Consider the following 22,951-nt stretch of genomic DNA (forward strand, 5'->3'; position numbering starts at 1 on the left):
GCGTGGTGCGTGGTTCTCTCTGGAGGTGCCTGCCGGACGGCCCGCCCTCAATCCGGCTCAGCGGCCGGTGCCGCCGTAGACGGTGGCTTCCTCGTCCGCGTCGAGGCCGAACGCCTGGTGCACGGCGCGCACGGCGGTGTCCAGCATGTCCTCGCGGGTGATGATGGAGATCCGGATCTCCGAGGTGGTGATCATCTCGATGTTCACGCCGGCCTGCTTCAGGGCGTCGAAGAACGTGGCGGAGACGCCCGGGTTGGAGCGCATGCCGCCGCCGATCACGGAGAGCTTGCCGACGTGCGGGTTGAGGATGGCGTCCTCGAAGCCGATCTCCTCCCGGGCAGCGTCCAGGGCGTCCATGGCCGTCTTGCCGTCGGTGATCGGCAGGGTGAAGGAGATGTCCGTGCGTCCGGTCTCCACGCGGGGGACGTTCTGCACGATCATGTCAATGTTCACGCCGGCCGTGGCGACCATGTTGAACACCTCAGCGGCCTTGCCCGGGAAGTCCGGGACTCCGTAGACGGTGACCTTGGCCTCGGAGCGGTCGTGGGCCACGCCGGAAACGATCGGCTGTTCCATGGGTTCGCCTTCCTCAAGTGTGATGGTGTCGTCAGGGTTGGGACGCACCCAGGTGCCCTCGTTGTGGGAGAAGGATGAGCGCACGTGCAGCAGCACGCCGAAGCGGCGGGCGTACTCCACGCAGCGCAGGTGCAGGATCTTGGAGCCGGCCGCGGCCATCTCCAGCATGTCTTCGGAGGAAATCTCTTCGATCTTCCGTGCCGAGGCGACCACGCGCGGGTCTGCGGTGTAGACGCCGTCCACGTCCGAGTAGATCTCGCAGACATCCGCGTGCAGGGCGGCCGCGAGTGCCACGGCCGTGGTGTCCGAGCCGCCGCGGCCCATGGTGGTGATGTCACGGGACTCGCGGCTCATGCCCTGGAAGCCGGCCACGATCGCGATGTCTCCGGCATCCACGGCGTCCTTCACGCGGTTGGGGGAGACATCGATGATCCGGGCGTCCCCGTGCAGGCTGTCCGTGAACATGCCGGCCTGGGAACCCGTGAAGGACTGGGCGGTGGCGCCCTGCGAGTGGATGCCCATAGCGAGCAGGGACATGGAGATGCGCTCGCCGGCGGAGAGCAGGATGTCCATTTCGCGGGCCGGAGGCTCCCCGTTGATCTGTTCGGACAGATCCAGCAGCTCATCGGTGGTGTCACCCATCGCGGAGACCACCACCACCACCTGGTGGCCGGCCTGCTGGGTCTCCACCACGCGTTTGGCCACGCGGAGGATCCCTTCGGCATCGGCGACGGAGGATCCGCCGTACTTCTGGACGATCAGACTCATGCAAGAACCTCAGAGTGGGTTGACGTACCGCGCTGCGGCGGTGGGGCGTTGGGGCTGGCTCCCAGTTTAGGGGGGAGCGGCCGTCGTGGAGTCCTGGATGAACACTATGGTCACGAACGAGTAACGGTCGCGTGTGGTGTAGCGCGGTGCGGGAGTAGCGCGGGTATGAGGGGGGTGTGGCGCGGGCCGGATGCTTGCCGCCACCGGTACCGTGCCCCACGATGTACCCATGACCACAGACGTCGCCTCCCCGGAGGCCCCCGCCACGGCGGACATCACCGTGAGCGGGGTGACGCGCAGCTTCGGGGCCGTCAAGGCCCTGCAGGGCGTGGACCTCACGGCGCCGGCCGGGGCCATCACGGCGCTGGTGGGCCCCAACGGCTCCGGGAAGACCACCCTCATGCTGGTCCTGGCCTCCCTGCTGAAGCCCGACGCCGGCTCCGTCACGATCGCCGGCTTCGATCCCCTGGTCCACCCTGCCGCGGTCCGTCGGAACACCGGCTGGATGCCGGACACGCTCGGAGTGTGGGAATCGCTGACGGCCCGCGAGGTCCTCGTGACCATGGGCCGGTTCTACGGGATGGACCGGGACCGGGTGCGGTCCCGCGCGGCGCAGCTGCTGGAGTGGCAGGAACTGTCCACGCTGGCGGACCAGCCGGCCCGGGTGCTCTCCCGCGGGCAACAGCAACGGCTATCCCTTGCCAGGGCCATCCTCCACGATCCCCAGGTGTTGCTGCTGGACGAGCCCGCCTCCGGTCTGGACCCCGGATCCCGGATCCGGCTCCGGGACGACCTCAAGCAGATGGCCGCCGCCGGCAAGACCATCCTGGTCTCCTCCCACGTACTCTCCGAGCTCGACGAGATGGCGGACCTGGCCATCTTCATCCAGGCCGGAGCCACCGTCCGGGTGGAGGATCTCAGTCAGGAGGGCGCCGCCGGGGGTCGCTACCTCATCAGCGCTCTCGACGCCGGCCCCCTGCACGCGACCCTGGAGCATTACTCCATCGCCTACCGCACCGAGGGCAAGCGCCGCGACTCGGTCAGCGTGGAGGTGGCCTCGGCCACCGAGGCCGCGGACATGCTCGCCACCCTCGTGGGTGACGGCGTCCGGGTCCTGTCCTTCACCCCCGGCACCTCGCGTCTGGAGGCCGCCTACCTCGAACTGGACCGCCGCCGCCCGGTGGAGCGGCCGGCGTCTCTCCCCGAGCCCGACGCCGGCCGGGCCGGTGCGGCACCACCGCCGGGCACGCGCTCGGACGGAAGGGGGACGGAGTGATGACCATGGACACCAGGCCGCAGGAGCCGACCGTCCGATCGGCGGAGCGCCTCGGCTGGGGCGCGGCCGTCGGCAACGTCATCCAGATGGAGCTGCGCCAGCGGCTGCGCACCCGCAGCTGGTACGTCATGCTGGCCGTCTGGTTCGTGGTCATCGGCCTGGTCACCTGGGGTTCGGTGGCCAGCTACAACACCCTGGCCGGCGACGACCTGCTCTTCGGCCCGGGCCGTTTCGTGTTCGAGGCCGTGGTCGGCTTCGTGCTGTTCTTCGGGTTGCTGGTGGCCCCGGCCATGTCCGCGAGCACCGTCAGCGGGGACCGGGCCGGTGGCACCCTGGCGATCGTCCAGGTCACGCTGGCCACCCCGGGCCAGCTGCTCACCGGCAAATGGCTGGCCTCCTGGATCGCCGCGCTCGGCTTCCTGGTGGCCGCCCTGCCGTACATCGTCCTGGCCGTGGTGCTGGGCGGGCTGGACGTTCCCGGCCTCGTGGTCTTCGTCCTGATGGTGGCCGTGGAATTGGGGGTCGTCTGCGCCCTGGGCACCGCGGTCTCCGCCATCGCCTCCAGGACTCTGTTCGCGGTGGTGGCCACCTACCTGCTGGTGGCCCTGTTCTCCCTGGGCACGCTGATCGGATTCGCCCTGACCGCCCCGCTGACCATGACCACCGTGCCGGCCAATCGGGCCGTCTACCCAGACGAGGAGCCACTGGTCGAGGAGGGTTTCACGGACTGGTCACCGCTGAGGTGCACCGGGCCGATGGTCCCCCAGGAGACCCTGGACACCCGGTCCACCTACTGGATGCTGGCCGCCAACCCGTTCGTGGTGGTGGCGGACGCCGTGCCGCATCCCGAGAAGCCTCCCTATGATCCCGATGACCCCGAGACATGGGCTCCAGATGGCATCATGACCTCGATCTCCACCGGGGTTCGCTACCTGCAGCAGCCGCCGGAGACGAACGTCGAGTGTGCCCACGGTCAGCTGACGTACCAAGACCGAGAGGACGACGATTCCAAGGGCACCCCGGTCTGGCCGCTCGGGCTGGGCATCCAGATCGCGGTGGCCGCCGCCCTGTTCGCGTGGGGCCGCCAGCGGCTGGTGGCCCCGGCCGCCCGACTGCCGCGGGGGACCCGCGTGGCGTGACCGGCCGGCGTCGTCCCCTCAGTGTCCGTCCAATCCTCTCAACGCACGTTCCGGCCTGTTCCCACCGGTGGGGACAGGCCGGAACGTGGCAGGGGTCAGCGGGTGCCGATCTGGCCCTCGCCGAGGACGGCACGGAGGAACTTCTTCGTGCGGTCATGGGTAGGAGCTGTGAACATGGTGTGCGGATCGGCGTCCTCCACGATCGCGCCGCCGTCGAACATCAGCACCCGGTCCGAGACGTCCCGGGCGAACTGCATCTCGTGCGTGACGATCAGCATGGTGATGTCCGTGGTGTCCGCGATGTTCCGCAGGATACCGAGCACCTCGTCCACGATCTCCGGGTCCAGCGCGGAGGTCACCTCGTCCAGTAACAGGATCTCCGGGTCCATCGCCAGCGCACGGGCGATGGCCACCCGTTGCTGCTGACCGCCGGACAGGGATGAGGGGTGGGCGTCCGCCTTGTCATCCAGGCCGACCTTGTGCAGCAGGTCCTTGGCCTTGGCCCGGGCCTCGGCCTTCGACTGACCCAGCACGTGGATGGGTGACTCCGTGATGTTCTCCAGCACGGTCATGTTCGGGAACAGGTTGAACTGCTGGAACACCATGCCGATCCGGGTACGGGTCTTCTTGATCTCCTTGTTGGACAGCCGGACGCGCTTGCCCCCGTCGATCCGATGGGTGAGGGGATCCCCGTCGATGAGGATCATCCCGTCCGTGGCCTCCTCCAGCGTCATGACCAACCGCAGGATGGTGGTCTTGCCGGAGCCGGACGGGCCGATCAGGGTCACCCGCTCACCCTTGTTGACATGGAAGTTCAGGTCCTTGAGCACCACGTTGTCACCGAAGCGCTTCTCCACGTCCCGGAACTCGATGATGGGAGTGGTGCCACCGGGGGTAGGGGCACCGGGGTCAGTAGGCGTAGGCAAGTCGCTTCTCCAATCGGCGGACGAGGACGGACGTGGGGTAGCTGGCCAGCAGGAAGATGATTCCGGCCAGCGTGATGGCCTCCACGTAGCGGAAGTTGTTTCCACCGAAGATCTGGGCGGCGTTGACCATCTCCACCACGCCGATCACCAGCAGGAACGGGGTGTCCTTGAACATGGAGATGGCGTAGTTGCCCAGGGCCGGTACGGTGGCGCGCAGGGCCTGGGGGATCACGACGGCGGTCCAGGTGCGTCGCGTGGACATGGACAGTGCCGTGGTGGCCTCCCATTGGCCCTTCGGCACGGCATCGATGCCGGCGCGGTACACCTCGGACATGTACGTCGAGTAGTGGATGCCGAAGACCACGATCCCGATGGTGATCGCATCGACCATCAGGAACGTGTAGTAGGCGAACAACAGCTGCACGACGATCGGGGTCATGCGGATGAAGCTGACGATCCACTTGACGATCCCGGAGATCGGCTGGGGAGCCATCCGGATGATCATGGCCCAGACCAGGCCGAGGGCGGCCGCGATCAGGGTGGACACCACCGTCACCAACAGGGTGACGGTCAGGAATCCCTCGAGGATGTCCGGCAGGGCCCGAAAGGCCATCTCCCAGTTCCATGCAGAGTTCTGGTTCTGCATCAGACGCCACCTCCCGCCGTGGACAGTGAGTTCTTGTTGGTGGGCGTGGGTGAGATGACCTCACGCAGGGACGGGCCCCGGCCCAGCCGGTGCTTGGCGCGGGCCTCCAGGGCATTCATGAAGAGCGTCAGGATCAAGGCGAGGAGGAAGTACCCCACCAATCCGACGGCCGCATAGGCCCAGAACGTGTCCGTCTGCCGAGTGAGCTGGTCCAGGTAGAACGTGAAGTCCCGCAGCAGGATGACACTCACAATGGCTGTGCCCTTGAGTAGGTGGACCATCAGACTGGCCAGAGACGGGATCATCAGGGCCCATGCTTGCGGGAAGATCACCCGCCGCATCCGGTGGATCGGGGACATGGACAGGGCGGTGGTGGCCTCCCACTGTCCGCGCGGCACCGAGGCGATGGAGCCTCGCACCACCTCAGCGGAGTAGGCCCCGTAGTTCAGGCCCAGGGCGAGCACGCCCACGACCATGCCTGGCAACTCGACCCCGAGCTGGGGCAGCACGAAGAAGATGAAGAACAGCTGGACCACCAGTGAGGTTCCTCGGAAGAACTCGATGATGATCCGGCCGGGGATGGCCAGGGCCTTGTGGGAGGCCCCGGCCATCAGCCCGAGGACTACGGCGAGGATGAGGGACAGCGCCGAGCCCATGACGGTGAGCTGGATGGTCACCCACAGTCCTTGGGCCAGGAACGGCCAGGCCTCCGCTGTGGCTTGGAGGTTGTCGAGCACCGACTATCAGCCCAGATCGCCTGCGCACAGCTGCTCAGTGGTGAGGTCCTCGGGGGGGAGGTTCTCGGCGGTGAAGCCGTAGTCGCCCACCACCTCCAGGTAGGTCTCCTCGGACTCGGTGACGGAGCCCAGCGCCTCGTTGTAGGCCTCCAGCAGCTCGGTGTCGTCCTGGCGGAACACGGTACCGCCGGCACCGATCTGCTCCACGCCGTCGATCACCTGGACGAAGGCGTCAGTGGTCTCGACGCCGGCATCCGGGTTCTCCTCGGCCAGGGTGTTCAGCGAGATCGCGGTCATGGCGAAGGCGTCGGCCCGGCCGTTGGCCACGGTGTCCATGCCGGTCTGGGCGTCCGGGACGGACTGCACGTCCAGATCCAGGGAATCGGCGTAGCCGGCCTCGATACCGCCGGCCAGCACGGCCAGGTTGACGTTCTCGCCGGCGTCCATCTTCTCCTTGACGGAGTCCAGGTCGGTCAGGCCCAGTGGATTGCCCTCGGCAACCATCAGGGTGGTCGTGTACATGATCTCCGGATCGGAGAAGGCCGCCTGCGCGCAACGGTCCGGGAGGATGGACATGCCGGCGGAGACGGCGTCGAAGCGACCGGCGTTCAGTCCCGGGATCAGCGAGTTCCACTCGACCAGCTCGGCCTCGACGTTCTCGATGCCCATGTCCGCGAAGATCTTCTCGTGCATGGCCACCGTGGCACCGGCGGGCTCGCCGCCGTCGAGGTAGGAGTAGGGGACCTCACCGGCGATGCCGACGGTGATGGTGCCCTCCTCCTGCAGCCGTTCCAAGGTGTTGCCCCCGGCAGCGGTGGTGCCGTCGCCGCCCTCGGCGCCATCGTCGCCCCCTCCACAGGCCGTGAGCATCAGGGTCGACGCGGCCAGCAGGCCCGCTCCCTGCAGGAGCCGGCGCTTGCGGGACGTGCCGGAGGGGGAGGTCAGGGTGGTCAGGTGCTGGATGGTCATGGCGTGCTCCTCAGCTGTCCGGACCTCCCGGGCTGCCGGCGGGAGAGCCGGTGATGCGAATCGTGACGGTGCTTGGGTGCGGTGCGTCGTGGTCTCGGGCGATTCGCGGAAGCGGTCACAGGAGGGCCGGGGATCGTCCCCACACTGTGACCGGCGCCACGAATTCGCTGGCAACCTGGGGCCGACGTTAGCAGAATGTGAACAGGGTCACCATCAGATCGTCTACCTGAAGAATGTCGACAATATAACGATTCGCGTGGAATGATCAGGGTCCGTCGCATGGAAAGACCGTGGTTGCGTCGAAAGGAACCGCCACATGAACCAGACCCAGGACCGGGGCTCGGCCCGCCGGAACGGCCCGGTCACCAGGCCTCTGGTCAACACGGTACGCCGTCCCTCGACGGTCGACCTGATTGCTGTGGAACTGCGCAACGCGATCTACGGGGGCACCCTGATGCCAGGGTCGTCCGTCCGCGAGGCCGAGGTGGCCTCCCAACTCGGGGTCAGCCGCGGACCCCTCCGGGAATCGGCCCAACGACTGGTCCAGGAGGGCCTGCTGGTTGCCCGCCCCGGGGCAGGCCTGCGCGTGGTGACAGTCGGCGCGGACCAAATCGATGACCTCTACCAGGCCCGGCTCGCGATCGAGAGCGCCGCGGTGCGCCAGATCGCCGCGCTGGATCCCGAGGTGCGGCGCCGGCACATCGCCTCGGCCGAGGTGCTGTTCGACGCGTTGGAATCAGCACTCGAAGACGGTTCCGACGCGCGCCGGATCGGGGACGCGGACCTGGACCTGCATTACGGTCTGGTCGAGGCTACCGGCAACCTGCGGCTGATGTCCTTCGCCTCTACGCTGATCATCCAGACGCGGATCGCAGCGCTCTCGCATGCCGATGGCTATGTGGTGCGGACGGACATCCTCGACGTCCACCGCACGTTGCTGCGCCAGGTCTCGGACGGCGACGGCCAGGCTGCGTCGGAAACTCTGGCAGGGCACTTCCGGCAGACGGTGGACCGCCTCCTCGGACGCCTGGACAAGCCGTTCAGCACGGTCTCCGGCGAGGCCGACGGCTCACATTTCTCCTTCAACCGCCTGCCCTGACCGCTGTCCGGGTAGGGCGCCGGGCGGAGTCAGCCGGCGACGTTGCGCCGACCCTCGAAGGCACGCCCGAGGGTGACCTCGTCGGCGTATTCGAGATCCCCGCCCACGGGTAGTCCGGAGGCCAGGCGCGTGACCTTCAGACCGGTCGAGCCGAGCATCCGGGCTAGGTAGGTGGCGGTCGCCTCACCCTCGAGGTTCGGATCGGTCGCGAGGATGACCTCCTCGATCTCGGCGTTCTGCAACCGGGTCAGCAGCTCGCGGATGTGCAGCTGGTCCGGGCCGATGCCCGCGATCGGATTGATGGAGCCGCCGAGCACGTGATACCGGCCGCGGAAGGTGCGGGTCCGCTCGATCGCCATGACGTCCTTGGACTCCTCCACCACGCAGATCTGGGCGCGGTCCCGCCGCTCGTCACGGCAGATGGAGCATGTCTCCTGTTCAGAGACGTTGAAGCAGATGCTGCAGTGCTTGACCTTGTCCTTGACCGTTCGGATCGCGTCGGCCAGCCGCATCATGTCCTCCGCATCGGCCTCCAGGACGTGGAAGGCGATGCGTTGGGCTGACTTCGGCCCGATGCCGGGCAGCCGTCCGAGCTCGTCGATCAGATCCTGGACCGCACCTTCGTACACGCTACCGACCACTTTCTGCGTTGCTGGACCGGCCGGTGGGCCGGTGGGGAGGGTTCCTGCGGGGTCAGGAGCGTCGGTTCAGGACGCGTCAGGACAGGGGACTCCCGTCCAGCATGCGCTCCTCGATGAAGCGGCCGCCCAGCAGTCGCTCGACCACCTTGCGACCGGCGATGCCGGATTCCTCAATGGTGATGTCGTCCTCGCTGGGAACCTCGTCACTCCAGTTTAGGGTCCCCGGTGCTCCGTTTCCGGTCGCACCGCCGCTGCCGTCGGAAGTTCCCGACGCCGGCCCTGTCACCCCGGGTGACCCAGATGCCCCGGAGTCGCCGGATCCTGCCCGAGCGGTTCCTCCGGCGGGTGCGCCGCCCTGGGACTGGTTGTACTCCTCCATCATCTGCTGGAAGCGGCTGGACCGCCGATGGTGAGGGGTCTCCGCCACAGGCGCAGGTGCGCTGGCCGGCTTGGCCTCACGTGCAGCCATCAACTCGGCCTCCGGCTTGGCGAACGACGGGATGCCGCCGAAGCCGGGCTCCGGACGGGGGACCGGAGCAGCGGTAGACGCTGGAGGGGGTGTCGGACCCGCGCCGGGCTCGGGACGGGGAATCGGGTCCGCGCCGGGCTCGGGTCGCGGGATGCCGTCGAAGTCGGCCCTTGATGCTGGAGCCTGCATTGGAGTTGGAGTTGGAGTTGGAGTTGGACGTTGAGCCGGGGCCGGGGTGGGGTCTTCGCCCCACTGGCGCGCATAGCCCCCGTCGTCTTCTGGTTCGGGCTCGTCATCGTAGGGCGGCGGCGGGACATCGTCGTACGGGAAGGGTCCGCCGGACCCATCCCAGTCGGAGACCGGAACGTCGTCGGCGGCCAGGTCCTCCGGCGCAGAGGAGTACCCCGGTCCGGTGGCGGCTTCCTTGACGGGATCGAGGGAGCTTTCAGTGTCGTTGGTGTCGTTGGTGTCGTCGGTGTCGTCGGTGTCATCGGTGTCGGCGATGGCCTCGGTGTCGGCGCCCTCATTCGTCTCAGGAGGGGCTTCGGCGTGCGCGTCGCTACTCGCGCCGACGTGCGCGCCGACCACGGCGTCAGGGGTCATGCCGGCTTCAGTCACGGCCTGAGCGGCCGCAACCTGATCGGTCCAGTCCCCGGCCGGCGTCACCGGAACAGCCGACGGGGTCGGCGTCACACCGCCGGCCCGCGGAGCAGGAGCCGCAGCGGGCTCTGTGGGCCGCTCGGAGGCAGTCACCGTGGCGGGGGCAGCGGGGGCAGGGGGGGACTCGGCGGGAGGCTCGATGCCGGTCACCGCGGCAGATGAGGGAACCGCCGGTGGTGACGTGGTACCAGAGCGCGGAGTGTCCGGCTGCGGGGCCGCCAGTGCGGGGCGGCCCTCAGCTTTTGGGCTGGAACCACCCGCTGGCGCGGATCCTCCGGTGATGAGGTCCAGCTGCGGCTGAATTCCGAGGACAGAGTTGACTGCCTCGGAGATGACCTGGTCGCCGCCGCGCCGCTGGACGGTGTCCCGGGGGCCGTCTCCGGAGAAACCGATGGTCAGCAGTCGACCGTCGAAGCCCGCCACCGAGGCGTTCTGGGAGACCAGCATCCAGATGAGCCGTGAGTGCTCCTCCAAGTAGCCGAGGATCTCGGGCCACGCCCGGCGGATCATCTCCACCTGCGAGGTGGAGCCGCCTTGCGTCGGAGGAGTCGTCGGCGGCGCTGCCGGAGTGGACTCTGCTGCCGGCGCTGCCGGTGCCGCAGGGGTGGGCGCTGGCGGCGCCGGGCGGGTGGGAGCCTCGGCGTCAGGCATGGACGGCGTGGCAGCGTGGGTCCCGGCGGACTCATCGGCGGCCGAAGTGCTCCGCTGCTCGATCTGTTGTTCAACCCGCTGACCGCCACGTTGCTCGACCGGCTGCTCGACCGGCCGCTCGGCACGTTGCTCGACCTGTTGCCCGACCTGCTGCTCGGCCGGGGACGCGTTTGCATCCCGGGCCGGGGGCACCGACGGATCCGCCGTCTCGCCACGCTTCATGGCGGCCCGGGCCAGGGCCGCACCGGACAGGCCCGCGGCGCCAGCCCCGCCGGCCGGAGTTCCCGGCGAGGCCTGCTGGTGACCGTCGGGGGAGTAACCGGGGGGCGGGCCCTCGGGGGCATTCCGGGGGGCGCCGGAGGTGACCGGCGCGGAAGGTGCGGGGCGACCGGGAGCGGCGGGGCCGGCGTCGTGCACTGTGGGTGTCTCGGGGTTCTCCGGGGTGCCGCCATAGGCGAGCCGCCGTTCGATCCGGTCCAGGCGGGCGGCCAGGCCGCGCTCGGTGGCATCCGTGGTGGGCAGCATCAGCCGGGCCATGAGCAGCTCGAGGTGCAACCGCGGGCTGGTGGCGCCGACCATCTCGGTGAGCGCCTGGTTGGTGATGTCTGCGGCACGGGAGATCTCGCCGTGTCCCAGCTGTGCCGACTGCGACTCGAGGCGGCGGACCTGGTCCTCGGGCATGCCGTGCAGCACGGCCGACGCCGAATCCGGCATGGCCTTGACGATGATGAGGTCCCGGAAACGCTCCAGCAGGTCTTCCACGAAGCGGCGGGGGTCCTGGCCGGACTGCACCACGCGGTCGACCACTCGGAAGACGGTCTGGGAGTCGGACGCGGCCACGGCATCGACCACGTCGTCCAGCAGGGCGTCCGGGGTGTAGCCGAGCAGGTTCACGGCCAGGTCGTATCCGATGGCGCCCTGGGCGGCCCCGGCCATGAGCTGGTCGAGCACGGACAGGGTGTCACGCACGGAGCCGCCGCCGGAACGGACCACCAGGGACAGCACGCCCGGCTCCACCTCCATGTTCTCCTGCACGCACAGCCGCTCGAGGTACTCCATGAGCGGCTCCGGCGGCACCAGGCGGAACGGGTAATGGTGCGTGCGGGAGCGGATGGTCCCGATCACCTTGTCCGGCTCAGTGGTGGCGAAGATGAACTTGATGTGGGGCGGGGGCTCCTCCACGATCTTCAGCAGCGCGTTGAAGCCCGCCGAGGTGACCATGTGGGCCTCGTCGATGATGAAGATCTTGTACCGGTCCCGCACCGGGGCGAAGGTGGCGCGTTCACGCAGGTCACGGGCATCATCCACGCCGCCGTGCGAGGCCGCGTCGATCTCGATGACGTCCAGGGCGCCCGAGCCACCGGTAGCCAGTTCCTGGCAGGAATGGCACACCCCGCACGGGTGACCGGTGGGTCCCTCGGCGCAGTTCAGGCAGCGTGCGAGGACGCGGGCCGAGGTCGTCTTGCCGCATCCGCGCGGACCGGAGAAGAGGTAGGCATGGTTGACCCGGTCCTTGGACAGGGCGGTCATCAGCGGCACGGTGACGTGTTCCTGGCCAATGATGTCCTCGAAGGAGTCGGGACGGTAGCGGCGGTACAGGGCGGTAGTCACCTATGGAACCTTATCTTCTCTTCGGGGGTCCCCGCAGGGCCGGCGGGGACCTGTGGAGGAGGTGGGGACGGAGGCAGTGGCGGAGTCCAGGGCGAGCGTGACACCCCGTCCGGATCGAAGTGGCTCAGAGCCCGGTCCAGGGGGCCGGCCGGCAGGCCGAGTGAGTCCAGCAACAGGTCCCTGACGCGCTCGGGCGACCAGCCGCCGTCGGACCATTCATCTCCGTGTGTATCCCTATGTGCGGAGCCGGACGGCAGCGCCACCAGGTCCGCCAGCGTCACGGCGCCGTCCCGTTTCGCCAGGCGCTGACCGGCGGCATTCAGCACCAGCGGGACATGCACGTACTCGGTCTCCGGCGCGGGACGGCCCGTGCGCTCGGCCAGCAGCCGAGCCAGCCAGTCCTGCCGCGGTGTGGAGGAGAGCAGGTCGTCCCCGCGCACCACTTGGTCCACCCCCTGAGCCAGGTCATCGACGACGACCGCCAAGTTGTAGGCATATGCCCCGTCATTGCGGCGCAGCACGAAATCGTCGACGGCGGCCTCCACCGTCCCGTTCAGCCGATCCGTGACGCGGTGGACCGGGGCCTGGCCGTCCGGCAGTCCGGCGGCGCGGGCGGCGTTGATCCGCAGGGCTGCGGGCCGTTCGGCGCGGCGGCGTTCCCGTTCCGATGCGTTGAGGTCGCGGCAGGTCCCGGGATAGGAGCCGGGTGGCAGCAGGACAGTTGCAGCGCCGCCGGGACCGGTGGCGGGGGACGTGTATGCGGATGACTGCGGGCCGGGGGTGGGGTGCTGTTCGGGGTGTGGGACGTCAGGGGCTGGCTGGGGAGCGAGGTGCGGGGCGCTCGTGGCCTCGGCGATGTCCTTGCGGGAGCAGTAGCACTCGTAGACGAGGCCGGATGCGAGGGCGTCCGTCCTGCCTGTCCGGTCTGTACTACCCAGCGCGGTGAGGGCGTTCTCGTAGAGGTGGATGCGCTCGGACTGGCGGACCGGTTCGGCGTCCCAGGTGATGCCGATGGCCGTCAGGTCGGCGATCTGCTGGGCCTCGGCGCCGGAGCGGACGCGGTCCAGATCCTCGATGCGCAGGAGGAACGTCCGTTCCGAGTGACGGGCGTACAGCCAGGCCAGGATCGCGGTGCGGAGGTTGCCCAGGTGCAGCGTGCCAGACGGGCTGGGGGCGTAGCGGCCTGTGGACACGGGACCTCCGGGAAGGTTGCGCGGCTGGTGGTCACCCAGCGGCGGGAACAGCGGGTGAACCGGGGAAATTAAAGACCCCCCACGCACCTGCCAGAGCCCACTTACCCTTGCTACCTTCCGGTCCTGGGGGAGTTCAGCGAGATGACACCACGTGAGGGGCCGTCGTCCATACTATCAGCGTCGGCCGCCTGATGTGATATCGCTGTGGCGGTACCTTCGGGTCTCATGGGAGCTCATCATCCCCAAAGGTGCCACCACAGCGGAGCGGTTTGAGTGTGTCGGCCGGATCGAGTGGGTTTGAGCGTGACGCCCGCCCTGTCTCCCGGGTGGACTGGCCCCTAGTCTGGGCGCATGACCTCACGTGAGCAGTGGAGCGCCGTTGACGACTACCTCGTGGAGACCGCGATCCGCCCGGACCCGGCCTCTGATCGCACCCGTGCCGCCACCCACGAGGCGGGACTGCCGCCGATCGAGGTGTCCTCCGGGCAGGGCAAGCTGATGGGCCTGATCGCCGAACTGGCCGGGGCGCGGGCCGTGCTGGAGTTCGGCACCCTCGGCGGGTACTCGACGCAATGGTTCGCGGCCGCCGTCGGGCCCGGGGGCACGGTCACCACGCTCGAGTACGAACCGCGGCATGCCGAGGTGGCCCGGGCGAATCTGGACGCCGCGGGGCTGGGAGACCGGGTGCAGATCCGCGTCGGGGCGGCGCTGGACACCGTACAGGAGCTCATCGACTCCGGGGCGGGTCCCTTCGATGTGGTCTTCATCGACGCGGACAAGGCCAACAACGCCAACTACCTCGATGCCGCTCTGAAGCTCTCCCGGCCCGGCACCGTGATCATCGGGGACAACGTGGTCCGCGGCGGCCGGGTGCTGGACGCCTCCGGTGCCGGCACCGATGCCGAAGACGTGGCCGGGATCCGTGCCTACCTGCAACGGCAGGGAGACGACCCTCGGCTGGACGGCACGGTACTGCAGACCGTCAGCGGCAAGGGCTGGGACGGCTTTGCCCTGGCCATCGTGCGGGACGTGGAACCCGCTGTGGCCGGGGCCGAATGAGCCGATTGGTCCCTGATGCCTTCGGTCAGGTACGATGAATCCTGCTCTTGAATCGGTTGCCACGCGTATCCGGAACTTGGGCACCTCAGGAGGATTCGCCTAGCGGCCTATGGCGCACGCCTGGAACGCGTGTTGGGTTAACGCCCTCGGGGGTTCAAATCCCCCATCCTCCGCAGTCAGACCCCGGAAGCCTCACGGTTTCCGGGGTCTTTGCGTTGAGGCTGACCTTGATCCTGCCCACGCGGAGCCCACCCGATGATCGTGAGAGTTCACCGTCATGATGACGGGGACTCCTCACGATCGGCGGGATATCCGCAGGTGGAACAGCCCGACTCTCGACCGCCGGTTTAAGCTGGGCCGGGTGACTTCCCCATCGGACCACCAGTACACCGCTTTCTGGCGCCGGGCCCTGGAAGCCGTCCCCCTTCTGCCGCCGGACCCGTCGGAAGCCTGGTCCTTCGGAGCCACCCCGGACCATGCGAATACCCTGCTGGCACTCGTCCTGGATGGCACCAAGACGGGCACCGCGTCCTCCGGCTGGGACTATGAGACCACGGGCGAGCCGATTCCGGCCGCCGGCGAGTTCAGCATCATCGTCGACGGTGCCGGGCTGCCACGTGCGGTCATCGAGACCACGGACGTACGCGTGGTGCCCTTCGCTGAGGTCGACTCCGCCCACGCCTGGGCCGAGGGGGAAGGCGATCGGAGCCTGGGTGCCTGGCGCGCGATCCACGAACGCTACTGGCGGTCCCATGCTGAGAGTCCGCGAGGTTGGGCACCGTACATGCCCGTGATCTGTGAACTATTCCGGCTGGTCTACACGGAGAAGCCGGCTCAGGAGAAGAGTGCGATGCCGTAGACCGCGAACACCACGAGATGGGCGGCGCCATGCAGGGCGGTCACCTTCCTCGCCGCCAGCGTGGTCACGGACAGCAGCAGCGTCACCCCCAGCAGGAGCAGATTCGCCGGCGACTCGGCGAGCACGACGTCCTGCCCGGTGAGCAGGCCGATGACCAGCACCGCGGGAATGGTGAGCCCGACCGTGGAGACCAGGGCGCCGTGGCAGAGGTTGCTGACCCGCTGGATCTCTCCGCCCAGGGCGGCCCGCACCGAGGTGATGGCCTCGGGCAGGAACACGATCATGGCGATCAGCACCCCGCTCAGGGCGACGGGCGCCCCGAGGCGTCCCAGGCCGTCGTCCAGCAGGGCGGCCATGTCATGGGAGAGCAGCACGATGGGCAGCACGGTCGCCACCAGCAGGGACACCCGGGCGATGAGCTCGCCTCGGTGGCGCGTCAGGGTGTCTCGGATGCTGGTGGCGGCCGGCGACGAGACCGCCGGCGCTGAGCCCGTGGTGGTGGCTGCGCCGGCATCGACCTCGCGGAAATCCGCGGCCTGCGGGCCCATCTGACGGACCAGGAAGAACGCGTACAGGGCCAGGGTGAGAACGAGGATCGGGACCTCCTGGCCCGGGGTGTAGGCACCGTTGCGGCCGATCACCGCGGGCAGCGCCAGCGCGATCGCGGCCAGGGGCACCAGCAGGGCGAGGTAGGCGGAGGTGCCGGTGCGGTTGTGTGACAGGCCGCCGTAGCGCAACCCGCCGACGAGGAGGGACAGTCCTATCACGGCGTTCAGGATGATCATGGAGACGGCCATGACCGAGTCCCGCGCGATCGTGGGATGCTCGCCGGGCCCCAGCATGACGGCGGCGATCAGCACCACCTCGATCAGCACGATCGAGAGGGTCAGCACCAGGGTCCCGTAGGGGTCGCCGAGGCGGCGAGCGAGATGCTCCGCCTCGTGCACCACCCCGAAGGAGCAGAGCAGGATGACCCCGACGATCACCGCCAGGGCGGTGATCAAGAAGGACCCGGGGAGAGGCGGTTCCAGCAGCGGGCCGGACAGGGCGAGCGCGAGGAAGGTCCCCCAGCCGACGCCGAGGCGGATGAGGGCGGCGGGCGTGAGGATGGATCGAACGGGGGAGGGGCTGCGAGAGGTGGTGGAAGATTCCGGTGCACTGGCCATGGCGGTTCGCGTCCTGTCCTGAAGGGGTCGTCCCCGTCGCAACAAGCCGGAATGGGCCGTCCCATCCGCAGGTCCACCGTGGTGTCCGGCGTCCCGATTTGCCATCCTAGCGCCGGCGGCACCGCCAGGGGGTGACCTGGACAACAGGTCGGCGGCTGGGGAATGCTACTAGTGAGTATGGCAATCTCCCCATCGTGCCCCTGGCGTCGATGCCGCTTCTTTCGAGAGGACCACCATGACCGAGGCCTACATCGTCGATGCCGTCCGCACGCCCGTGGGGCGCCGAGGCAAGGGGCTGGCGCACGTCCACCCGTTGGACCTGGCGGCAGCGCCGATCCGCGAGATCATCCGCCGGGCCGGGGTGGACACGGAGCTCTATGACGAGGTGATCCTGGGCTGCATCGACCAGGTGGGGCCGCAGGCCATGGACATTGCCCGCAATGCTTGGTTGGCCGCGGGTGGTTCCGAATCGGTGCCGGGGACCACGGTGGAGCGTCAGTGTGGCTCTGGCCAGCAGGCGATCCACTATGCGGCCCAGGCCGTGATGTCCGGAACCAGTGACCTGTTCGTGGCCGGTGGTGTGCAGTCGATGTCCGCCATCCCGCTGTCCTACTCCAACCAGGCCGCTCGCGAGTTCGGCTTCGAGGATCCCTTCACCGGGTCCGCCTCCTGGGCCGAGCGGTACGCGGACCAGGAGATCTCCCAGTTCCGCGGGGTGGAGATGATGGTGGAACGGTGGGCCCTCACCCGGGAGAAGCTCGAGGAATTCGCCGTGACCTCGCAGCAGCGTGCTTTGGCCGCCCGGGCCGCCGGACATTTCGACCGCGAGATCATCCCCGTCCCAGGCGCTGAGTCGGTGACCCAGGACGAGGGCCCCCGCGAGCCGGATCTGGACAAGATCCGCTCGCTGGACCCCATCCTTCCCGGCGGGGCGCACACGGCCGCCTCGGCGTCCCAGATGTCCGACGGCGCCGCCGCCCTCCTGATCGCCTCGCCGTCCGCGGTGGAGCGGTTCAACCTCACGCCTCGGGCCCGCATCCACCATCTGTCCGCGCGTGGCGCGGATCCGGTGATGATGCTCTCCGCGCCGATCCCGGCGACAAAGTACGCGCTGGAGAAATCGGGGCTCACCCTGGAGGAGATCGACCTGGTGGAGATCAACGAGGCCTTCGCCGGCGTCGTGCTCGCCTGGTTGGAGGAGACCGGCGCGGATCCCGAGAAGGTGAACGTCAACGGCGGGGCGATCGCCCTGGGACACCCGATCGGGGCCACCGGTGCCCGCCTGATGACCTCGCTGCTGCACGAGCTCGAGCGCACCGGCGGCCGCTACGGACTCCAGACCATGTGCGAGGGCGGCGGCCAGGCCAACGTCACCATCATCGAAAGGCTCTGACCGTGACCACTGAGAGCGAAGCACGCGACCAGGCGATCACCCGCGCCGGGGCCAACACCCTCGGCACCCTGCTGGCGCGGACCGCCTCCCGCAACGGGAAGAACACGTCCCTCCGGTTCGAGGACCGCGAGTGGACCTACAGCGAGCTGGAGCAGGCGGTGCACCGGGTGGCCCGCCGGCTGCGGGACACCGGGCTGCCGGAGGGATCGCGCGTGGCCGCCTACGGGCTGAACTCGGACGCCTACGCGATCCTGTTCCTCGCCTGCGCCACCGCCGGATACGTGCACGTGCCGGTCAACTTCGCGCTCAAGGGCGAGGAGCTCGCCTACATCCTCGAGGACTCCGGCGCCGCACTGCTCGTGGCCGATCCCGCGCTGATGCCGCGCATCGGCGAGGTCCGGGACCGGGGTCGCGCGGCCGGCGTCGGGCAGCTCTGGTCGTTCTTTGCGGACGGCGGCCTCCGCGACGGCGGCACGGATGGCTCCGAGATCGGCGCACCGGCCGCGGCGTTGCTCGCCACGGCCCTGGACGAGGCGGCGCCGGCCACCCCGTTGGACCTGCCCATCGGCGATGCCGACCTGGTCCAATTGCTGTACACCTCCGGCACGACGTCCGCCCCCAAGGGCGCCATGATGTCCCACCAGGCGCTGATCTCCGAGTACGTGTCCACCATCGTCGCCCTCGATCTGACGGAGGAGGACCGGCCGCTGGTGTGCATGCCGCTCTACCACTCGGCGGCCATGCACGTGTTCCTGATGCCGTACCTGACACTCGGCGCAACCGTCCGGCTGCTGCCGAAACCCGACGTGGCGGAGGTCCTGCGGTTCGTGGAGACCGAGCACATCGGCTCGCTCTTCCTCGCGCCCACGGTGTGGGTGCCGCTGAGCAACCACCCGGACCTGGACACCCGCGATCTCTCCTCGCTGACCAAGGCGCAGTACGGCGCCTCCATCATGCCGGTGACCGTACTGCAGCGGCTGCGCGAACGGTTCCCGAGACTCGGCTTCTACAACTGCTTCGGCCAGTCCGAGATGGCGCCGCTGTGCACGGTGCTCCGCCCCGAGGAGCACCACGCGCGTCCCGCCTCCTGCGGCCGGCCGGTGCTGTTCGTCGAGGCCCGGCTGGTCACAGCGGAGGGTGCGTTGGCCGAGCCGGGTGAGCCTGGGGAGGTGCAGTACCGTTCCCCGCAGTTGATGAGCGGGTATTGGAACAAGCCCGAGGCCACCGAGGAGGCCTTCGTGGATGGCTGGTTCCGTTCCGGGGACCAGGCCACCCAGGACGAGCAGGGCTACCTCCAGATCGTGGACCGCATCAAGGACGTCATCAACACCGGTGGCGTGCTCGTGGCCCCGCGGGAGGTGGAGGACTGCATCTACGAGCTGGAGGAGGTCGCCGAGGTCGCCGTGGTGGGGCTGCCGGACGAGCGCTGGATCGAGGCGGTGACGGCCGTCGTCGTGCTCAAGGACGGTGCCGAGCTGACCGCCGAGACCGTCCGCGCCCATGTGAAGTCGAGGATCGCGGACTTCAAGGTGCCCAAGCGAGTGGACTTCGTGGCCGAGCTGCCGCGGAACCAGTCCGGCAAGCTGCTCAAGCGGGAACTGCGGGCGGAGCGGAGCTGACTCGCTGGCGGACTCACGAGCCTGCTCCCTGGCTGCCGGGCCAGTTGGCGGTCTTGTCGGCAAGCCAGTTGGTGGGCAAGATCACCGAATGCGCTATGCGGGCAGAGATATGGGGTACGACGCGTACCCCATATCTCTGCCCGCATAGCGGAGGGGGATAGTGCAGACGGACCTCCAGGTGCTCGTCGCCCGGGAAGTACAGCTGGGCGGTCAGCTTGTGGTGACCGGGGGCATGCACCTTGAAGTGCAGGTGCGCAGGACGCCAGGCGTGCCAACCGGCGGCCTCGATGAGCTGGCCACAGGCACCATCCGTGGGGATCTGGTACGGCGCGGGGCGGACTGTGTGGATCTCGAAGCGGCCGTCCTCGTTGGAGGTCCAGGTGGCGCGCAGGTTCCATTCGGGCAGGCCGGGGGCGAACTGGGAGTAGAAGCCCAGGTCGTCCGCGTGCCACAGTTCCAGCTTGGCGCCGGGCAGCGGGGAGCCGTCCACGTCGCGGACCTGGCCGGTGAAGGTGAACGGCGTGCCCGGCTTGTCCTTGCGCATCGGGATGGTGCCGTTCCACGGGACCTCGGGAGAGTCCTCCAGATTGTCCCGCGTTCTTGAACGCAAAAATACTTGAACTATCTGGATTCAGAGGGTGAGGATATGAGCCTTGACCCGCAGTGCCGCGGCGGTCTCAGGAACCGGAGGGGCCGACGGCGGCCAGGAACCCCAGGACGTCCGGCACCACCTGCTCGGCGAACTCCTCGAAGAACCCGTGCCGGCCGCCCGGGTAGAGGCGCAGCCGGGCGCCGGTGATCCGTTGGGTGATCAGGGCGGCGTTCTCGGCCGGGACCATGAGGTCCTCGGTCCCGTGCAGGACCAGCGTGGGGGCGGTGATCGAGGGCAGGGCGTCCCAGGCATCATGGCGGTCGCTGGCCCGGCGGTGGCCCACCTGGTCCCGCGGACTCATGGTCGGATCGCCGAGCAGGGTGCTGTCCTCGGGCCGTCCGGGCCAGTCGGGGGTGTAGAAGAGCTCGTGCAGTTTGGCCTGCTGTTCCTCGCGGGTGCCCCGGGCGAGCCACTGCCGGGTCTCCCGCTTGCGCTCGTGGGCGTGCTCTCCGCCGGGGGACGTGCAGCCCAGGATCAGGGCGGTCACCCGGTCCGGGTGGTTCACCGCGAGCATCTGCGCCACCCGGCCGCCCATCGACGTGCCGAACACGGCGGTGGTGTGGATTCCCAGGTGGTCCAGGGCTGTCACTGCGTCCTCGGCGAAGAGGGCGGTGGTCCACTCGCCCAGGTCTCCACGGCTGTGGCCGGTGCCGCGGTAGTCAACGGTGACGGTGCGGTGGGAGTCCTCGTAAGCGGTGCGGATCCCGTCCCACCAGCGGTGCGAGTTCGCCTGTCCGGAGAGCAGCAGCAGTGCTGGCGCGTCTACTGGCCCGCTGGTCTGGATGGCGAGCGGAAAGCCGTCCCGGGCATGGACCGTGAACTCCTCGTGCATGGGCTCCCTTGCTCTGGCCGCTCTGATCTGCAATGTCATCCTGCGGATCACCGGGTGTCGTGCCGCATGCGGCGTGCGATACCCGGATCATCGCATGATGAGCGAGGGGGGTCACCCAGCAACCCGCGGACAGCCTTCGGACGAGTTCAGGCCATGCTCTGGACTCAGCCCAGCAGGTCCATCGCCTGCGCCCGCAGATCCACCTTGCGGACCTTGCCGGTGACCGTCATGGGGAACTCCTCGATGACCTGCACGTAGCGGGGCACCTTGTAGTGGGCGATCTTCCCGGAGCAGAACTCGCGCAGTGAGACGGCGGTCGGCTCCGGGGCGCCCTCACGGACGCGGATCCAGGCCATCAACTCCTCGCCGTACTTCTCGTCCGGCACCCCGACCACCTGGGCGTCCACGATGTCCGGGTGTGTGTAGAGGAACTCCTCGATCTCGCGCGGATAGATGTTCTCCCCACCGCGGATCACCATGTCCTTGATGCGGCCCGTGATCTGCACGTAGCCGTCCGCGTCCATCAGGCCGATGTCCCCGGTGTGCATCCAACCCTCGGCGTCGATGGCCTCGGCGGTCTTGTCCGGATCGTTCCAGTAGCCCTTCATCACGGAGTAGCCCAGCGTCTGCAATTCGCCGGACTCCCCACGCGGCAGGGTCTCGCCCGTCGCGGGATCCACCACGCGGACCTCGAGGTGAGGTCCCACGCGCCCCACGGTGCCGACGCGCTGGTTCAGGCTGTCCGACGTCGTGGTCTGGAGGGAGACCGGCGAGGTCTCCGTCATGCCGTAGCAGATGGAGACGTCCCGCATGTTCATCCGCTCGATCACCTGGCGCATCACATGCTCCGGGCAGGGCGAGCCGGCCATGATGCCGGTGCGCAGGGTGGAGAGGTCATAGGAGGCGAAATCCTCCAGGCCGAGCTCGGCGATGAACATGGTCGGAACCCCGTACAGGGAGGTGCAGCGCTCGGTGGCCACGGCGTGCAGGCTGGCGGTGGGGTCGAATCCCGGGGCGGGGATGACCATGGCCGCCCCGTGGGTAGTGCACGCGAGGTTGCCCATGACCATGCCGAAGCAGTGGTAGAAGGGCACCGGGATGCAGACGCGGTCGGCCTCGGTGTACTGCACGCGCTCGCCGACGAAGAAGCCGTTGTTGAGGATGTTCCGGTGGGACAGGGTGGCGCCCTTGGGGAAGCCCGTGGTGCCGGAGGTGTACTGGATGTTGATCGGGTCGTCCGGGGTCAGGTGAGCGGCGATCCGTTTCAGCCGGACCGGGTCAGCATCCGTGCTCGCCAGCCTGTTCCAGTCCTCACCACCGATGATCACCACGTCCCGCAGTTCCGGGCAGTCGGACCTGACCTGGGCCAGCATCGCTTCATAGTCCGAGGTCTTGAACGAGCTCGCCGCCACCACGGTGCGGATCCCGGACTGGTTGAGCACGTACTGGAGCTCCTCCGTCCGGTAGGCCGGATTGATGTTCACCAAGATCGCGCCCATCCGCGCCGTCGCATACTGCGTCAGGGTCCATTCGGGCAGGTTCGGCGCCCAGATTCCCACCGTGTCACCCGTCTCGATGCCCATCTCCAGCAGTCCGGAGGCAACGCGGTCGACGTCGGCCGCGAACTGCGCGTACGTCCAGCGCCGTCCGCTCGGCACGTCCACCAGCGCTTCCCGCTCGCCGAAGGCGGCGACGGTCCGGGCCAGGTTCGCGCCGATGGTCTCCTCCAGGAGGGGAGTGCTGGTCTCGCCGCGGTCATGGGAGAGCTGGGTGGTCATGGGACTGCTGTCAGCGGGTGTGATCGGGATCACGAGGATCGGTCGATGCTGACTCTAGTTACTGGTCGCTAACTGGTCTAGTTGGCCTCCCCGTGGTCGCCACGTCACCCATGTTCGGCATGATCCTGGGCTACGAGGTTCCCGACTGGGCCGCCTGGATCGCCCCGGATGCCGTGGCCGGGCTGCGGGGCCGCGGTTTCCAGGTCGTCATGATCACCGGCGACGCCGAGGC

18 protein-coding genes, 1 tRNA gene, 1 other RNA gene and 1 pseudogene are annotated in these 22,951 nt (G+C 68.6%); 8 read left to right on the plus strand and 13 right to left on the minus strand.

What is annotated here, in order from left to right:
- Window positions 1–57: 57 nt before the first annotated feature.
- On the minus strand, window positions 58–1,344 hold the full coding sequence (locus tag ABD134_RS10220) for an aspartate kinase (protein WP_344229145.1): 1,287 nt from the start codon (window positions 1,342–1,344) through the stop codon (window positions 58–60).
- A gap of 229 nt (window positions 1,345–1,573) precedes the next feature.
- Between ABD134_RS10220 and ABD134_RS10225 the strand changes: the two genes are divergently transcribed.
- Window positions 1,574–2,620 carry an ABC transporter ATP-binding protein gene (locus ABD134_RS10225; RefSeq protein ID WP_344229147.1) on the plus strand — a complete coding sequence of 349 codons (1,047 nt, stop codon included), beginning with the start codon at window positions 1,574–1,576 and terminating at the stop codon, window positions 2,618–2,620.
- On the plus strand, window positions 2,620–3,759 hold the full coding sequence (locus ABD134_RS10230; RefSeq protein WP_344229149.1) for an ABC transporter permease: 1,140 nt from the start codon (window positions 2,620–2,622) through the stop codon (window positions 3,757–3,759). Before ABD134_RS10225 ends, ABD134_RS10230 begins: the two co-directional genes overlap by 1 nt.
- 95 nt (window positions 3,760–3,854) lie before the next feature.
- Here ABD134_RS10230 and ehuA read toward each other — a convergent pair whose 3' ends face one another.
- From ehuA to ABD134_RS10250, 4 genes are read right to left on the minus strand one after another with little or no spacing between them, the layout of a single operon-like run.
- Window positions 3,855–4,685, minus strand: coding sequence for an ectoine/hydroxyectoine ABC transporter ATP-binding protein EhuA (gene ehuA / locus ABD134_RS10235; protein ID WP_344229151.1), 831 nt, complete (start codon window positions 4,683–4,685; stop codon window positions 3,855–3,857).
- A complete protein-coding gene (gene ehuD, locus ABD134_RS10240) occupies window positions 4,669–5,331 on the minus strand; it encodes an ectoine/hydroxyectoine ABC transporter permease subunit EhuD (protein WP_344229152.1) in 663 nt (220 codons plus the stop codon). Before ehuD ends, ehuA begins: the two co-directional genes overlap by 17 nt.
- Window positions 5,331–6,068, minus strand: a complete 738-nt coding sequence (locus tag ABD134_RS10245) for an amino acid ABC transporter permease (protein WP_344229154.1) — start codon at window positions 6,066–6,068, stop codon at window positions 5,331–5,333. Before ABD134_RS10245 ends, ehuD begins: the two co-directional genes overlap by 1 nt.
- A 6-nt stretch (window positions 6,069–6,074) precedes the next feature.
- On the minus strand, window positions 6,075–7,037 hold the full coding sequence (locus tag ABD134_RS10250) for a transporter substrate-binding domain-containing protein (protein WP_344229156.1): 963 nt from the start codon (window positions 7,035–7,037) through the stop codon (window positions 6,075–6,077).
- Window positions 7,038–7,353: 316 nt separating this feature from the next.
- Between ABD134_RS10250 and ABD134_RS10255 the strand changes: the two genes are divergently transcribed.
- On the plus strand, window positions 7,354–8,136 hold the full coding sequence (locus ABD134_RS10255) for a GntR family transcriptional regulator (protein ID WP_344229158.1): 783 nt from the start codon (window positions 7,354–7,356) through the stop codon (window positions 8,134–8,136).
- Window positions 8,137–8,165: 29 nt separating this feature from the next.
- On the opposite strand, the gene recR is transcribed toward ABD134_RS10255, so the two are convergent.
- The 4 genes from recR to ffs all read right to left on the minus strand — a co-directional run bounded on the left by recR (window position 8,166) and on the right by ffs (window position 13,525).
- On the minus strand, window positions 8,166–8,765 hold the full coding sequence (gene recR / locus ABD134_RS10260) for a recombination mediator RecR (protein ID WP_115932279.1): 600 nt from the start codon (window positions 8,763–8,765) through the stop codon (window positions 8,166–8,168).
- Between the two features lie 88 nt (window positions 8,766–8,853).
- Window positions 8,854–12,168, minus strand: a complete 3,315-nt coding sequence (locus ABD134_RS10265; protein WP_344229162.1) for a DNA polymerase III subunit gamma and tau — start codon at window positions 12,166–12,168, stop codon at window positions 8,854–8,856.
- Window positions 12,165–13,361, minus strand: a complete 1,197-nt coding sequence (gene gluQRS / locus ABD134_RS10270; RefSeq protein WP_344229164.1) for a tRNA glutamyl-Q(34) synthetase GluQRS — start codon at window positions 13,359–13,361, stop codon at window positions 12,165–12,167. Before gluQRS ends, ABD134_RS10265 begins: the two co-directional genes overlap by 4 nt.
- A 67-nt stretch (window positions 13,362–13,428) precedes the next feature.
- Window positions 13,429–13,525: signal recognition particle sRNA small type (gene ffs / locus ABD134_RS10275), an RNA gene on the minus strand.
- 187 nt (window positions 13,526–13,712) lie between these two features.
- Here ffs and ABD134_RS10280 point away from each other — a divergent pair.
- From ABD134_RS10280 to ABD134_RS10290, 3 genes are all read left to right on the plus strand, one after another.
- The gene (locus ABD134_RS10280) at window positions 13,713–14,420 is read left to right on the plus strand and encodes an O-methyltransferase (RefSeq protein WP_344229166.1); all 708 of its coding nucleotides are present in this window, start codon (window positions 13,713–13,715) and stop codon (window positions 14,418–14,420) included.
- 88 nt (window positions 14,421–14,508) lie between these two features.
- Window positions 14,509–14,593 (plus strand) — tRNA-Ser (locus ABD134_RS10285).
- A 188-nt stretch (window positions 14,594–14,781) separates the two neighbouring features.
- Window positions 14,782–15,279, plus strand: coding sequence for an ASCH domain-containing protein (locus ABD134_RS10290; protein ID WP_344229168.1), 498 nt, complete (start codon window positions 14,782–14,784; stop codon window positions 15,277–15,279).
- Here the strand turns inward: ABD134_RS10290 and ABD134_RS10295 are convergent.
- Complete coding sequence (locus ABD134_RS10295) at window positions 15,255–16,445, minus strand: calcium:cation antiporter (protein WP_344229170.1); 1,191 nt, start codon at window positions 16,443–16,445, stop codon at window positions 15,255–15,257. The two genes, ABD134_RS10290 and ABD134_RS10295, sit on opposite strands and share 25 nt — an antisense overlap.
- Window positions 16,446–16,680: 235 nt before the next feature.
- Here ABD134_RS10295 and ABD134_RS10300 point away from each other — a divergent pair, with 235 nt between their 5' ends.
- Window positions 16,681–17,838 carry an acetyl-CoA C-acetyltransferase gene (locus ABD134_RS10300; protein ID WP_344229172.1) on the plus strand — a complete coding sequence of 386 codons (1,158 nt, stop codon included), beginning with the start codon at window positions 16,681–16,683 and terminating at the stop codon, window positions 17,836–17,838.
- 2 nt (window positions 17,839–17,840) lie between these two features.
- The gene (locus ABD134_RS10305; RefSeq protein ID WP_344229174.1) at window positions 17,841–19,457 is read left to right on the plus strand and encodes a fatty acyl-CoA synthetase; all 1,617 of its coding nucleotides are present in this window, start codon (window positions 17,841–17,843) and stop codon (window positions 19,455–19,457) included.
- Between the two features lie 178 nt (window positions 19,458–19,635).
- On the opposite strand, the pseudogene ABD134_RS10310 reads toward ABD134_RS10305, so the two are convergent.
- From ABD134_RS10310 to ABD134_RS10320, 3 genes and pseudogenes are all read right to left on the minus strand, one after another.
- Window positions 19,636–20,031 (minus strand): annotated as a pseudogene (locus ABD134_RS10310) (dioxygenase family protein); the annotation flags it as partial.
- Window positions 20,032–20,134: 103 nt separating this feature from the next.
- On the minus strand, window positions 20,135–20,941 hold the full coding sequence (locus ABD134_RS10315; RefSeq protein WP_344229176.1) for an alpha/beta fold hydrolase: 807 nt from the start codon (window positions 20,939–20,941) through the stop codon (window positions 20,135–20,137).
- A 164-nt stretch (window positions 20,942–21,105) separates the two neighbouring features.
- Window positions 21,106–22,719 carry an AMP-binding protein gene (locus tag ABD134_RS10320; RefSeq protein ID WP_344229178.1) on the minus strand — a complete coding sequence of 538 codons (1,614 nt, stop codon included), beginning with the start codon at window positions 22,717–22,719 and terminating at the stop codon, window positions 21,106–21,108.
- Between the last annotated feature and the right edge of the window lie 232 nt (window positions 22,720–22,951).

The sequence above is a fragment of the Citricoccus alkalitolerans genome, assembly GCF_039528175.1.
Classification (GTDB): Bacteria; Actinomycetota; Actinomycetes; order Actinomycetales; family Micrococcaceae; genus Citricoccus; species Citricoccus alkalitolerans.

Excerpts from the sequence above, each read along its gene's own strand:
- ABD134_RS10315 (WP_344229176.1), bottom strand. The coding sequence starts at position 20,941 with ATGCACGAGGAGTTCACGGTCCATGCCCGGGACGGCTTTCCGCTCGCC.
- ABD134_RS10230 (WP_344229149.1), top strand. The coding sequence starts at position 2,620 with ATGACCATGGACACCAGGCCGCAGGAGCCGACCGTCCGATCGGCGGAG.
- ABD134_RS10250 (WP_344229156.1), bottom strand. The coding sequence starts at position 7,037 with ATGACCATCCAGCACCTGACCACCCTGACCTCCCCCTCCGGCACGTCC.
- ABD134_RS10300 (WP_344229172.1), top strand. The coding sequence starts at position 16,681 with ATGACCGAGGCCTACATCGTCGATGCCGTCCGCACGCCCGTGGGGCGC.
- ABD134_RS10220 (WP_344229145.1), bottom strand. The coding sequence starts at position 1,344 with ATGAGTCTGATCGTCCAGAAGTACGGCGGATCCTCCGTCGCCGATGCC.
- ABD134_RS10320 (WP_344229178.1), bottom strand. The coding sequence starts at position 22,719 with ATGACCACCCAGCTCTCCCATGACCGCGGCGAGACCAGCACTCCCCTC.
- ehuD (WP_344229152.1), bottom strand. The coding sequence starts at position 5,331 with ATGCAGAACCAGAACTCTGCATGGAACTGGGAGATGGCCTTTCGGGCC.
- ABD134_RS10295 (WP_344229170.1), bottom strand. The coding sequence starts at position 16,445 with ATGGCCAGTGCACCGGAATCTTCCACCACCTCTCGCAGCCCCTCCCCC.
- ABD134_RS10255 (WP_344229158.1), top strand. The coding sequence starts at position 7,354 with ATGAACCAGACCCAGGACCGGGGCTCGGCCCGCCGGAACGGCCCGGTC.
- ABD134_RS10225 (WP_344229147.1), top strand. The coding sequence starts at position 1,574 with ATGACCACAGACGTCGCCTCCCCGGAGGCCCCCGCCACGGCGGACATC.
- ABD134_RS10280 (WP_344229166.1), top strand. The coding sequence starts at position 13,713 with ATGACCTCACGTGAGCAGTGGAGCGCCGTTGACGACTACCTCGTGGAG.